Annotated in this window: 12 protein-coding genes and 1 pseudogene; 9 read left to right on the forward strand and 4 right to left on the reverse strand. The window is 58.0% G+C overall.

Going from position 1 to position 13,309, the window contains the following annotated elements; all coding sequences use genetic code 11:
* The 4 genes from purB to purQ all read left to right on the forward strand — a co-directional run.
* A partial coding sequence (gene purB / locus M7439_RS08880; RefSeq protein WP_308464466.1) for an adenylosuccinate lyase occupies positions 1-1,360 on the forward strand: 1,360 nt, incomplete at its 5' end.
* Complete coding sequence (locus tag M7439_RS08885) at positions 1,345-2,223, forward strand: phosphoribosylaminoimidazolesuccinocarboxamide synthase (RefSeq protein WP_298344841.1); 879 nt, start codon at positions 1,345-1,347, stop codon at positions 2,221-2,223. The genes purB and M7439_RS08885, both read left to right, overlap by 16 nt.
* A 44-nt stretch (positions 2,224-2,267) precedes the next feature.
* Positions 2,268-2,525 (forward strand): phosphoribosylformylglycinamidine synthase subunit PurS, encoded by a 258-nt coding sequence (gene purS, locus M7439_RS08890; RefSeq protein ID WP_298344838.1) that lies wholly within the window; start codon positions 2,268-2,270, stop codon positions 2,523-2,525.
* Positions 2,522-3,181: a phosphoribosylformylglycinamidine synthase subunit PurQ gene (purQ, locus tag M7439_RS08895; RefSeq protein ID WP_298344835.1), complete on the forward strand. Its 660-nt coding sequence runs from the start codon at positions 2,522-2,524 to the stop codon at positions 3,179-3,181. Before purS ends, purQ begins: the two co-directional genes overlap by 4 nt.
* Before the next feature lie 85 nt (positions 3,182-3,266).
* On the opposite strand, the gene M7439_RS08900 is transcribed toward purQ, so the two are convergent.
* The gene (locus tag M7439_RS08900; RefSeq protein ID WP_298344832.1) at positions 3,267-5,750 is read right to left on the reverse strand and encodes a YfhO family protein; all 2,484 of its coding nucleotides are present in this window, start codon (positions 5,748-5,750) and stop codon (positions 3,267-3,269) included.
* A gap of 497 nt (positions 5,751-6,247) precedes the next feature.
* Here M7439_RS08900 and M7439_RS08905 point away from each other — a divergent pair, with 497 nt between their 5' ends.
* Positions 6,248-8,668 (forward strand): hypothetical protein, encoded by a 2,421-nt coding sequence (locus tag M7439_RS08905; RefSeq protein WP_298344825.1) that lies wholly within the window; start codon positions 6,248-6,250, stop codon positions 8,666-8,668.
* Between the two features lie 154 nt (positions 8,669-8,822).
* Here M7439_RS08905 and M7439_RS08910 read toward each other — a convergent pair whose 3' ends face one another.
* The 3 genes from M7439_RS08910 to M7439_RS08920 all read right to left on the reverse strand — a co-directional run bounded on the left by M7439_RS08910 (position 8,823) and on the right by M7439_RS08920 (position 10,512).
* Positions 8,823-9,275, reverse strand: coding sequence for a hypothetical protein (locus tag M7439_RS08910; protein WP_298344822.1), 453 nt, complete (start codon positions 9,273-9,275; stop codon positions 8,823-8,825).
* A gap of 38 nt (positions 9,276-9,313) precedes the next feature.
* Positions 9,314-9,556 carry a hypothetical protein gene (locus M7439_RS08915; protein ID WP_298344819.1) on the reverse strand — a complete coding sequence of 81 codons (243 nt, stop codon included), beginning with the start codon at positions 9,554-9,556 and terminating at the stop codon, positions 9,314-9,316.
* Positions 9,557-9,738: 182 nt separating this feature from the next.
* Positions 9,739-10,512, reverse strand: a complete 774-nt coding sequence (locus M7439_RS08920; protein ID WP_298344817.1) for a PhzF family phenazine biosynthesis protein — start codon at positions 10,510-10,512, stop codon at positions 9,739-9,741.
* A 910-nt stretch (positions 10,513-11,422) separates the two neighbouring features.
* On the opposite strand from M7439_RS08920, the gene M7439_RS08925 reads away from it, so the two are divergent.
* From M7439_RS08925 to M7439_RS13075, 4 genes and pseudogenes are all read left to right on the forward strand, one after another.
* On the forward strand, positions 11,423-11,641 hold the full coding sequence (locus M7439_RS08925) for a transposase (RefSeq protein ID WP_298344896.1): 219 nt from the start codon (positions 11,423-11,425) through the stop codon (positions 11,639-11,641).
* 318 nt (positions 11,642-11,959) lie between these two features.
* Complete coding sequence (locus tag M7439_RS08930) at positions 11,960-12,097, forward strand: hypothetical protein (protein ID WP_298344814.1); 138 nt, start codon at positions 11,960-11,962, stop codon at positions 12,095-12,097.
* Positions 12,094-12,291, forward strand: coding sequence for a DDE-type integrase/transposase/recombinase (locus M7439_RS08935; RefSeq protein WP_298344811.1), 198 nt, complete (start codon positions 12,094-12,096; stop codon positions 12,289-12,291). Before M7439_RS08930 ends, M7439_RS08935 begins: the two co-directional genes overlap by 4 nt.
* A gap of 688 nt (positions 12,292-12,979) precedes the next feature.
* Positions 12,980-13,063 (forward strand): annotated as a pseudogene (locus M7439_RS13075) (IS3 family transposase); the annotation flags it as partial.
* Between the last annotated feature and the right edge of the window lie 246 nt (positions 13,064-13,309).

A 13,309-nucleotide genomic window follows, 5' to 3' on the forward strand; every position in this document is an offset into this window, starting at 1 on the left:
ATTCGGTGGCTCGCTCAAAACGAAGGAGATTGTCGTGATTCCTCGGTATGAATCAGCGGAGTTGACCGCCATCTTCTCCGATCGAAATCGTATGGAGCTTTGGCGTGATGTCGAGCTCGCAGTGGTGCGAGCGATGGCCGATACCGGTGAACTTGAGCCCAGTCATGTTGCCCCGCTCTTCACCCGTGAGGTGGTGATCGACGACGCGTTCGTCGAACGGGTGCTTGCCCGGGAGGCGGTGACCAACCATGACCTGGCGGCCTTTGTCGATGTCTTGCAGGAGACTTACGATACCCCTGCCGCCCGTTTGCTCCACTTTGGCCTTACCTCCTCCGATATCGTTGACACTGCACTCTCGCTACAGATCGTAGGAGCCATGGAGTTGTTACTCGATGCTGTCGATCACCTGCTCGCTACGTTACGCTCCCAAGCGCTGGCCTACCGTGCGATACCGATGCTCGGACGAACCCACGGTATGGCGGCCGAGCCGACTACCTTCGGGGCCAAAATCGCGCTCTGGGCGTTGGCACTCGATCGAGAGCGTACCCGGCTCGTTCGGGCGAGAGCCCAGATGGCGGTAGGCAAGCTCTCAGGGGCGGTCGGTACCTACTCGAATATCTCACCTGAACTCGAGGCGAGCGCCCTATCTTCCCTTGGGCTTGAACCGGCGCCAGCTACCCAGGTGATCGGGCGAGACCGTCATGCGGAGGTGATTACCGCTCTGGCCTCGACCGCGGCGATGATCGAAGGGTGCGCCCTTGAGATCCGCCATCTCGCACGCAGCGAGGTGATGGAGGTCCAAGAGCCATTCGCACCTGGTCAGAAGGGCTCCTCCGCGATGCCACACAAGCGCAACCCGATTCTCTCTGAACGCCTCTGTGGCATGGCTCGGCTCGCGAGGAGTTTCGTGATCCCCGCCCTTGAGGATGTCGCCCTCTGGCATGAGCGCGACATCTCGCACTCCTCCGTCGAGCGGATGATGTTCCCCGACGCCTTTCAGCTCGTCTACTACATGGTGACCCGCTTTGATCGGCTGGTCGCCGATCTGGTGGTACACGCCGAGTCGATGGAGCGCAACTTGGCCAACACCCATGGCCTGATCTACTCCCAGAGCCTGTTGCTCGCGATGATCCGCACTGGCCTTGATCGTGATGCGGCATACCGGATCGTGCAAGAGGCCACCACCCGGGTGCTCGCCGGTGATGGTGAGCTCGGCGCTATCCTCGCCAAGGATGCACGTTGCCCACTACCTGCAGCCAAGATCGAGGAGTTGACCTCGCTGGATCGCCTGTTGGTCAACCTCGATTCACTCTTTGGTCGTCTCGATGCCCTCAAGGGGAGCACATGGACCTCGATCTGATCGCCTCGGGTAAGGTCCGCGAGGTCTACGCCATCCATGATGATCCGACGAAGCTGTTGATGGTGGCGACGGACCGCATCAGCGCCTATGATCGGGTCTTCGCTGAACCCGTACTCGACAAGGGACGGCTCTTGAGTGCGATCAGCGCTACCGCTTTTGGTGCACTCGGAGACCGCTTTGTGACCCACTTTGTGAGTATCCCAACGGAGGTCCCGGCTGAGTTTGTAGGTCGAGCGACGTTGGTTCGGCGGGTCGAGATGGTCCCCGTCGAGTGTGTGGCGCGGGGTTATCTGGTCGGCAGTGCCTGGGAGTCCTACCGATCGACGGGGGCGGTCCAAGGGGTGGCCCTGCCGGCGGGCCTCGCGTTCGGTGACCCGCTCTCACAGCCGATCTTCACGCCGACGACGAAGGAGGAGACGGGGCATGATCGACCGCTTACCCCCACTGAGTTGCGCAATCTCCATGGAGCGGCGTTGGCCAGTGAACTCGAGGAGCTGACAACGAACGTCTATTCGGTGTTGGCCTCGTGGTTCCGTGAGCATGGTTTGACTCTGATCGACTCCAAGTTTGAGTTTGGTCACATCGATGGAGAGCTCGTCCTCGCCGATGAGATCGCTACCCCCGACTCTTCGCGGATTGTCAGAGGTGAGCCGGGCGCGAACCCGGAGTGGCTCGATAAGCAGCTGCTGCGTGACTGGCTCGGAGAGCAGGGTTTTCGGGGTGACGGTGCGGCCCCAAAGCTCGATGAGGAGTTGATCGAGCGGGTGCGTGGCGCCTATCGGGAGGTCTTTGAGACTCTCGCTGGCAGCTCCTTCAATGCGTGGCCGGGCCAGAGTCGTGCCTATCGTGGAGTGGAGCGTTGACCCATAGTGCAGAGGGCGAGTATGTGGAGAGAGAGGGAGAGATCATGAGATATCGCATCAACGTGCAAGTGATGCCCAAGAGTGGGATCAGTGACCCCGAGGGCAAGGCGATCTACGATGCTGCCCTCCAACTCGGCTACGGTGAGGTTCGTGGCGTTCATGCGGGGAGATCCTTTGTAGTGGAGGGTGAGTACGCCTCACTCGATGACGCTCGTAAGGGTGCCGAGGAGTTGGCTGGTCGGTTGCTAGCGAACCCGGTGATTCAGAGCTATCAGGTCGAAAGCGTTGAGGAGCTGGGATGATTGGGATCGTCGTCTTCCCTGGCTCCAACTGTGAGTTCGACGTCCAGAGTGCCTACGCTGAACTCGGATGTGAGAGCCAGTTGGTGAGTCATCGTGAACGCACGCTTGACGATTACGAGGCGGTGATTATCCCGGGGGGATTCTCCTATGGGGATTACCTGCGCACTGGAGCGATCGCACGCTTCTCCCCGATCATGGATGCGGTGACTCGTTTTGCGAACGATGGTGGCCGAGTCTTGGGCATCTGTAACGGTTTCCAGGTGCTCACCGAGGCAGGGCTGCTGCCAGGGGCGCTGCAGCGCAACGCTGGGTTGCAATTCGTCTGCGGTGAGGTCCTCGTCAGGGTAGAACAGACCACCTCTGTACTGACATCGGGTATGGTCCGTGGTGAGGAGTTCTCCCTGCCGATCAACCACTTTGAGGGTAACTATACCGCTGACGCGACGACCCTTGAGCGCCTTGAAGCAGGCGACCAGGTTGTGCTGAGATACCTTCAGAATCCAAATGGGTCGGCCAACGATATTGCCGGTGTCTCGAACCCGGAAGGCAATGTGGTTGGCCTGATGCCGCACCCCGAGCGTGCTGGCCTGGGATTCGGTTTGGCCGCTCCCGCAAGAAAGTTGTTGGCCTCGGTACTACAGCCGCAGTTTGCCTGATCGACCAGGTGCCTGAGCGCGACAACCTCCGTTGCAAAGAGAGTTGGTTGATGACCGAGACGACAGGGTCGGCTTCGGTCACTGTTCAGCGTCCCTGCTTTACCGTTGATCGACGTCGTAGCGTCTCAAGGAGCCTGTACAGTGCGAGGCCGAGCAGGCCAGTGAATGCGAACAACTCCCCGACTCCCAGCAACGCTGGGCCATAGGTGATCTCGATGACGCGCGTGCCGGCGGGAACGGTGGCAGACATGAGATCACCCGTCGCGCGATGGATAGCGATTGGGTGACCATTTGCTGTCGCGTGCCAACCTGGTACATCGGTGATCCGAATCATGAGTTTTTGCCTACGGGGTGCTCGGACATCGACGACGTATCGTGCATCGTTCGGATGGCTCGTTGTGTTCACGATGTCGCTCCGTTGGTGGGCTCGTGATTGGGTCGTTACTGCTTGACCTTTGGTGGTAGCCGTTGGTTTGGCGAAGCTAAACCGGTGTGAGCCGAGAACCCGAACGACGTTGAGTGCCAAGCCACTCGCCGTAACCGTCCCGACCAACTGCGTGCCCTTCGGAATCGGAAGCGGAGATTGGACGATGAGATAACCTATCCCGTAGGCGCGAGCCAGGCTCGCCGAGTTGACGATAGGGCTGAACAGGTTAGCTCCTGTCTGGTAACTGTTGACGTGGGGTGCCGGGTAGGCATTCAAGAAAGCATGGGGTATCACGGGATCATACATAGCGAACTCAGCGATGCCGTAGGCAAGGTTCATCTCCGGGTACAGTCCGATACCGTCCCATTGGAAGAGGGCGCACGACGTCGCCGTTTCACCAGGGGTACAGGGCTGTTTGACGCTGTCGAGACCCACGAGCGAGGTGCCAACGAGCCGCTTGAGCGCTTTGACCGCTGGCGTAACCGGATAGGTGGTCGGTTCGTAGGAGTTGATTCCTACCCCTGCCACCACAAGAAAGCCAGCCTGGGCCGCGACTAACACGCCCATCGCCGAACGCACTCTACGGGCGTTCCGTGTTCCAAGGCGTTGATGGGTGTGTTGATGGAGTTGCAGTAGCAACGCCATTACGAGGAGCCCCAATACCTCTGCAGTCGGCCAGTAGAGGGAGCGCTGCCGTAGTGCGGTCGCCTGGGAAGCGGTCAGATGGCCCCCAGGGAGGGCGACGGCACCGATCGATGACCTGTCCCATAGCACGGTCAGGACGACGACCATGATCCCGACCGAGATGGCAAAGGCGATCTTTGTTCTCGGTTCACACCAATGCCGAAGGAGCACTTCGAGTCCAAGGCCAGCCAGTAGAGCGATCGCGAATCCGAGCATGGCCAGGATGCGCTGGGGTGCGACGCTTCCAAGGCCGAGGTCGGCGATCAGGTGCTGGATAGGCGCGCCCGAGCCGATCTGATAGGCGACAAGCAACGCTCCGACTGCTGAGGCCGTGAGCCCGACGACGATGGGACGGCGCCACCAGACAATGATGGCCGTGCTGGCCAAGACGAGGGCGATGACTCCGACATAGGCGGCCGTTTCGTAGTAGTTCGACGATCCAAAGAAGGTGCCATTGGGGAACGCTTTGGTGGCGAATGGTAAGCCGTCGTAGCCCTGTGCGACGAGCAGCGTGAGTGCATGGAACGACAGCCCGACACTTGCCCCTTCGCTGTTGCGCACCGAGCCCCGTAACGTCTGGATACCAGGTAGCCAGAGGGGCATGGCGAGTGCGAGTCCGATGCCTAAGCCAATCCCGAGCCGTCGAACCCCTGCCCAATCGATTCGGTTGCCATTCAGTCGTCGTGCAATGCCAGCGAAGCCAAAGAGCAGCCCGAAGGCCCCTGCCATGAGTACGTAGACCTCAGGGAAGCCGCCGTAGATAGAGAAGGCGACGGAGAGCGCAAGGAGCCCATACCATTTTGCTCGATCACCTGGCTTTGCCCGATAGAGGAGAATCCCAGCAGCGAGAAGCCACCCTGCCCAAGCGAGTGGTCCGCTGATTGCCCAACCGAGCCAGCCAGCGAAGGCCCCTGATAACATTGCGGTGGTGCCGGCGAAGGTCGCCGACAATGGCCTGAGACCTAGCAACCGCGAGGTTAGGTAGGTTCCAGTGCCGGCGATCAGGAGCTTCATGGCAACTGTAACCAGATAGGCGAATCGCAGCGGCACCAGATAACCGATCAGTGTCGGTAGGGCGAGCGGAGCTGATTCGAAATTCAAGAATTGTGGGAGCCCGGTGCCTGACAGGTCGTTCCAGAGCGGAAACTGTCCGTGATGGACGAGTTCCCAATCTAGCGTATTCCAGGCGGCGCCCTGCGTAACGATGTCGCCGTTGATGATGCCACGTGGCGCTCTGGTGGCGTGGGCGAGTCGAGTCAGGAGCGAGAGGTGTCGACCGAGATCCGCTGGACCAAAACCAGCACCATCCTTGATGGCTGGGGAGAGGTAGAGACAGATCACTGCCACAAGGAAGACAACCCCCGCCAGATCACCGGCGTAGAGACTCCACAGCGTTCGCAGCCGTAGTTGCATGCGCCTGTACTGCGGATCCGAGGCTGGGATCGCTGTCAATGCCAACTCATGACCCTGCTTGGCTTCGTATAGGTGGCCATCTGAAAACTGTCATTGACCGCTATATCGCACGGAGAGAGGACGACGCAACACGCGTCGATTCGAAACCTAGATCTGCCTAGCCCGAACTCCTCCGAGTCTCCCTGTGATCTCGCGAGCATGATCACAGGTTAGGGTGTAGGTGGCGTATCACTGCCCAAAGCCAGATTAACCCTTTTGTAGTGTGCTCGCGGTTCATCCGTGGATTGCTGGCGAGCATGCCATTCTCGCCGGTGATGTAGCGCTTACCGGTAACACTGCGCTCGCTATCAAGAGATCCCATAGGTAAGAATCGTCTGGCGACACCTTCGCCAGCGTAAAGGAGGCGGTTGCCCCCTCGAGCTCCGTCTGCACCGCAAAAACGTGGCAAACGTCTCCAGGCGGCTAGACCGATAGGATTGTACCGGAAGTTGTGCCTGTAGCTGGAGAACCGCTCGTTCTCGGTTGATGTTGGTTAGGTGGTTGTGGCTCATACGCAGGAGAGATCGGCCAGCCGCAGTACGTGGTCTCGCCACCTCATCGCGCTGGCGTTCTTCGTGGTGCTCCTCGGCGTGATCTATGGTCCGGTCGTGCTCGGTCATGCATCGCTGAAGACGGACACCGATTGGCCGACTGGACCGTTGTTTGTCATTGACCCAAGCGCTGGTGGCTACATCAGCCTTCCCCTAGAGCAACTGGGAATCCAGGCATGGCTACACCTACGCCTACCATTCATCGACCCCTACCAAGCCTTTGGCATTCCATTGCTTGCATCCCAGGGTGTACCTGTCTTCCTGCCTGAGCTCATCGTCCACCTACTGGTGTCCTCGAACTACTCGATCTGGAACATTCTTCGACTACTGGCGCTGAGCTTTGGCACCTATCTCCTCGCTACCTCCTTTGGCCAGTCGCTGATCGCGGGGATCGCAGCAGGTGTAGGGGTCAGCCTTGCCGGTGTCGTTCCCCCCAACGTCAACTTAGAGATGCTCAATCCCTTGATGGTACTGCCCTTTGTGCTTTTGAGTCTTCGCTACCTTCTGGATCCATCGAAGCCGCGCAAGTATGTGTACACCCTTGGTTTCGCGACGGGCGTGTTCTTCCTCGCTACCTCCGGTTTCCAGGAGGCCCTGCCGCTGTTAGCAGTCGTCGTACTCATTTTCGGCATAGCTATGATCATTCATTTTGGGACCTTCGCCGACAGGCTGAGAGTATGGCTGACGCTTGGGGCAGGGGTCTTCGGGGTTCTCATTGGGAGTATCGGTCTTCTCCCCACCTTGAGCGCGGTCAGTGCTGGGATGGGAGAGAATGGGCCGCTCAAGTATCTTGGCTCCGTCCCTCCGTTCTGGTTAGCGACCCTAAGCTTGCCCCATATCTCAGGACCAGGCATGGTCGCACAGCCGACAGACTTGGGCCAAGCGGTGTGGGTGCTCGGTACTCCGGTGCTTGGGCTTGTCATCGTGCTTGCGGTGTTTGGCGCGTTGCGCCATCGAAGTGTGTCGCTATGGTATGTCGGGCCAAGTCTGTTCCTGGTGGCGTTTGGCATCCTCGGTTATGCAAACCTTCTTGGTGTACTCGATGTGTTCGGGTTCTTTCCCTTTGATTCGATCAATATGTTGCGTGTCTTGGGATTTGTCTGGTGGTTGCCGTGGTGCCTGTTGTTGGGTTTTGTCATCTCGGTCGCAAAGTCCTTCAAGCTCTATGAGATCATCGCGTCTCTATTGGTGGCTACTGCCTTTGACCTAGTGCTCTATGCCCATTTCGAGACCGCTCTGCGCATTGGCCATCAGCTCGATGGTTTAGGTATCGCGCGCCACGCCCTCTTCATTGCGGGCATTACCCTCATGGTATTCGCCCTCGGGATTTGGAGCGCCAAAGCCATCGGTAGCGGAGCGTTGGCGGCGCTGGTCTTTGTCGTAGTAACCGTCCTGTTGTTGCCGACGAACTTTTTTCCGCCACAGGCGGGTGTCTCGTTGGATCATCTCCAAGGGAGTACGATTCCTCAGTCTGATAGCCTGACCTTTAACCCTGGAGAGTGGCAGTTGCCCACCGATGTGAACTCTGTACAGGTATTTGGCCCGATTCTCCCTAAGCCCTACAGCTCGATTGTGGCGGCTCTTGTCCCCGCAAGCCAGACCACCACTGGTTTAAACGGGGTGAACGTCGGGCAGCCAACGCTTTTTGGAGCCACGGTCACTGCGCATCTGGTGACGATCTTAAAGAGCCTCGGCGTGAATGAGATTGCTAGTACCCAGGCATTCGTGCCTACTGGTTTGGGGCCGATCCCGAGGTGTTCCACGGGATCACTAGCCCGGACTGCCGATGATGGCTTGTGTTTGATGGGTCGTGGTGAGTTCGTCGGTGGAAGTCGATCTGATGCGAATTTTCTCTACAAACTCCAGGGTGTGGATCCGATCCTCGCGTCTGAGGTGCATGCTTCGAGTGTGTCGAGCGATGCGGTTGGTCTTGCTCGCGTGCTGCAGATGATTCACGATGACGGTGGGGTGCTCCCAAGGGTAGCTTACCTAACCAGTGGGAATGGAACGCCCCTGCTTGCTCGCGGTGTTGTTGGTATGAGTAGAGATGCAACGACGCAATCGGTTGTGGTACGGGCTCGGGCGCACACTGCCGGTTTTGTGGTCTTACGCGATACGTATCTCTCTGGTATGCACTGCCGCGTCAATGGGAGATCCGAGCGTTGCGTTCCCGTTGATGGTGGACTTTGGACCGCCGTTCACATCCCAGCTGGCACGTCGGTAACGACACTCGGCTACGTTGGCCTTGGCGTGAGGGTCGAGTTTGTGATCGGGGTGATCGGGGTGATGGCGCTAGCATTCGGGTGGTTGGGGGTGTTGTTCGTCTCGGGTCGTGACCACTTTGGGAGCCACATCGATTCCACGGTTTCATGATTGACGCATGAGCAAACCAAGCCGAGATGAGCGGAGGCTCCCAGAGTTCCTTGCATGCAGCCTTGAGGATGATCTCCCGATCGCGTAGGCCAAGGCATCCCCCTCGGTGGTGGCTCCGCGGAATCCGCATCCAAGTTTGAGTGCAACGATGGCGCTACGTTGGGTTGAAACTTGTCAACGGACCCTGGAGGAATATGCCACGTTGCTTTCGTGCCAACGCGACTTGATGTTTTTGGGCTAACGCGACCAACTGCCGTTTCGGCTCTTCATCGCAGACAACGAGAGGTAGCACACGTGAATTAATCGCTTTAGCAAGAAGAAGGGCACGTGTATGCGCTCTCTCGATGTCGTGGTCGTCGCCGGTGACGGAGGCCTCTACGGCGACATAGACGTGTTCCCCTTCGTGGGCAGTACCCTCCAGGATCACATCAAGAAGATCGAGTTCGTTCTCCTCACTTTCTATAAGTTGAGCCGAGAGTTCATAGCGTTCATCGCCGGAGACGGCACGAACGCCAATCATGTCCTTGCGGCGTACGAAGGCCCGGGGCTGTGCCATGATCTCCCTTTCGAGATCCCGGCCCTCCATGCGATCGAGATAGTTCTCCATGCGATCGAGACGGCTCTCTATCTGCTCGAAACTTTTCTCTATCCGATCCATTGGACCAGTGAGAGCTGCGAACTGGACATCCGCTCAGCGAGTGCTGCGAGCAGTTCAAATGCTCTGTCAAGCTTTTCGCTGATGATGGCAATTTGACGAGAGTTTTCGCTGACTAGCTCCGGTAAGGTCTGGAGACGATCTCCCAGGAGCTCCGCTCGGCCAGCCTCCTTCCACTCCGGATTCTCGCTGAGGGCTTTCAATAGATCACTGGTCGAGTTGATAACCGCCATATACAGGGTTCGAGCTGGTACTTTGCGGGCTTACTGAGCAGCCTCCACGATCTTTAGGACCGCATCGGTCCAATTTATGCGATCAGAAGAACCTTTAGTCGCGCGCCTAACTGAGAGTGCCCTGGGTTAGACCGAGGGTGACGGGTCAGAGATCAGAACAGCAAACACCCCGGATGCTCATCTCACTCAATCATCAGCTCAAGACGTCCAACCGTTACGCAGTGGCCCCCTAACGCTACACGATCCCCCTTGACACTCATCGATACAAAACCACCGCGCGGGGATGTCTGTTCACCGTAGAGTTGCTTCTTGCCAAGTCGCCGACCCCAATAGGCAGCGAGTGTGCAGTGTGCGGATCCGGTCACTGGATCTTCGAGTACCCCGACGTTGGGTGCGAAGACTCGGCTGATACAGTCGGTTGCTGGTTGGTCCGAAGGAGCGGTGATGATCACACAACGGGTACCGGCGCGGCTGAGGACGGCGGGTTCTGGAGTATAGGATCGCACGCTCTCGGGGTCATCAAGCACGATCAGGAGATCGAAGACACCTTTGCCACTCCAAACCGGGGAAAGGTGGGCGTACTCCTCGGGTAATGCAATCGCCGTCGGGGGGTCGAGGGGGAAATCCATGACGATCTGGCCGTCATCACCTCGCGAACAGGCGAGCACCCCACTTGCGGTGTGGAAGGTTGCGATACCACCGAGGGCGTGAGCCGAGGCCAGGGTGGCATGACCACAGAGCGCAACCTCAGTCGTCGGCGTGAACCATCGAAGGTCGTAGTCGCCATCCGAACGAGGGGCAACGAAGGCGGTCTCAGAGAGGTTCATCTCTGCGGCGATCGCTTGTAGATAGGAGTCCTCAGGGAAATGGTCACACAAAGCAACGGCAGCAGGATTGCCGGTAAAGGGTCGGGTCGCAAAGGCATCGATGAGCTGTAGTTCGGAGATGGGAGACATGATCTGATTCTATTGGCTCCTCGAGCGTTGTCCCAGGTGCTATCGCTACATGACTCGCGTCAGCGCCACCAAGTTGTCTGCCGTCACTGCCCAGAACGGAGCGATCTTCGAGAGGATGCAAAGAAAGCTCATGGGAAATCGATCATCTTGGTTGGTCGACGAACAATCCTGGTGTCCAGGAGGGGATCGGTCAAGCGCCAGGGTCGGCACGTAATGGCTACGATCAATGACGTTGGTTCTCGTCGTAAGGTCGAGTCTCGACGGCCGGCGCACCTCGCTCAGCAGCCGGTGGAGCCGTAGCAATCTTGTGGCGGGCCGACGCGAAGGGCACTGACGGTTGGTGGATAGTCAAACCAGTTCCTTCTTGCCAGGTGCAGCCGTGAGTACTGTCAGCCGACACGGGCGAACCGCCAAGCCCGGGTACTGATAGTCCGATCAAGGTCAGGTGTCGTGCGCGTTGCCCTTTTGGCAGATCGACCGACGTCGGGCCAGCCGACGTCAGGCATGCTGTCGAGATCGGGACGAATCGCGATAGCGGCAAGGACGAGGCGCGAAAGTTCGGCGGGATGGAGTCGGTCTGGCGCGAACGGCTGACTATTCGGGAACGGCGGGAGGAGGTGTTGCGCATTCGCCTTACGGCTGGATGGTCGACGTGAAAGACGGGTAACGGACGTGATGCTGGTGCACCCCAATGCGATGTATACACGACAAGGAGGGCTTCATCGCGCATAGTGTGTCCCGGTCGGACTGGCGAGACGGTAGTGCTTGTTCTGCACCCTGTCGAAGGAGCCGTGAAACTACTCACGATACGGGACACGGTTCTCCCTTAAAACAAGGAGAACATAGGTATGGGAGAAACGGAAGAACAGAAAACTAGGAATGAGAAGACTCGTCGACAATTTGACGACGAATTCAAAAAAGAGACGCGGTGAGACTCGTCGAGAGCGGAAACCTGACCGTGAGGCAGGTGGCCGAGGATCTTGGCATCTCAAAGGCCACGCTGTCGAACTGGGTAGACAAAGCCCGTAAGGAGCGGCGAGATGTGGGGGCGACCCCGGATCTCACTGCAGAAATCCGTAGGCTTTCCCAAGGTGAGACGAGCAGCTCAGAATGGGATGCGAAATCTTAAAACGATTTTCGCACCGATTGGGTGAAGGAGCTCGATGAGGAACTGATCTATCTGCTTCATCGATGCGAGTGCGGCCGAATTTCCAAGTCATGTGGCACTGCCCGCGTGTGTAAGGTCTCACGCTCTGGCTACTACCGCTGGAACACCGAGGGGCGCCAACTCTACGAGACGGCGTGTAAGGCCCGTGAAACGCGCGAAGCAAGCACGTTCTAGAGGCCTTTGAAGCCAATCGGAGCATCTCTACGGGGCTCCAAGGCTCACACGCGAGCTCTGGACCCGTGGCATCGAGGTATCGCATGGCTTGCGTCGGTGTGTCTCATGGATGAACTGGGCATCCAGGGAGCCTGTGGTCGTGCCAAGACCATCACGACGAGGCCTGATCGTCATGCCAGAAAGAGCGATGATCTCGTGAAGAGAAACTTCTCCGTTGACGCGATTGACAAGCTCATGTCGTGAGCGACCTGACCTACATCGGAACCAAGGAGGGTTGGCTCTATCTGGTCACCGTTATGGATGCGCGTTCGAGGAGGATTCTTGGTTACAGGATGAGCGATACGATGGACACCCCAGTGTTCATTGATGCCCTTAACCAGGCAAAAGCTATCCGAGGCAGAGCGCTGTTACCGACGACTATTTTCCACTCGGATTAAGCCGAGGTTCTCGTTAAGCCGGGGAATATCTAGTTTCCCAGGTCAGGGGACATGTTCAGCGCGTCTTCTCGGCTTAACATTCAGGGGTCATCGCGTGCAGCGGGGGACAAGGATTTCTTCTTTGCGCAGGGGGTTCTTGCCGGCAAGTTCGCTGACTTGCCCGGATGCTTTGATCGAAGCGTGCGTCAATTTCAGAACTACGAAGGAGCATAAGACCACTGTGTCGCATATATCCTCGCGTCCGAGGAGTTCCGGGGCGGGCGACTTCACAATCCATAGATGGTCACAACCTGTCTGCCAGTTTCTTTGCGATCAACCTTGGAAGTGGCCGAGTTAAGCCCAAGACGACCATGATAGATCAAGAACGCTAAGCCGAGGAATCAAACGAACCACACCGGTTGACCAGGCCCTATCGGAAAACATCGGCTTAACGAGAACCTCGGCTTAATCGGAGTTAAACCGAGTTCCGCTTAACTCGGACCACGGGTCACAATACACCAGTGACGACTTCGCAGGAGATGTTGAGGCCCTCGGACATGGCCCAATCGATGCCGAACGCTGGGGATAGTTTTGACAACGCTATGGCGCCATCATTGTGGGCGTCACTCAAAAAAGAGCTCGTCTACCGAACCGACTTTAGCACACGAGAGGGCCCAAGTTCCGCAATCTTTGATCAGGATCTGCGTGGTACAACCGGAAGCGTAGGCACTCGAGCATCGACTATTTATCGCCGATTCAGTTCGAACAAGCCGCTACGCTACAAGCTGCATAGGTAAGCGGAGCTCAGTGTCCCATTTGGTGAGCAATTCCAATCCCTGGCGAGGATTGGCAAGCGCAAAGGTACGTAACACCTCAGTGATCTCAGCGTCGGTGTTCCCCTCTCGTTGTTTGGGGATCAATCGTTGGGTCGATCGTGGCTGACCAGTGACCGCACAAGCACGTCTCTCGGAAACCCCGAACCGCTGGCGCTCTCAACTTCACAGCGTTGCGCCGACGCATCCGGGGTTAGAAGTTTCCC

This window comes from Ferrimicrobium sp. (assembly GCF_027319265.1).
Lineage (GTDB): Bacteria > Actinomycetota > Acidimicrobiia > Acidimicrobiales > Acidimicrobiaceae > Ferrimicrobium.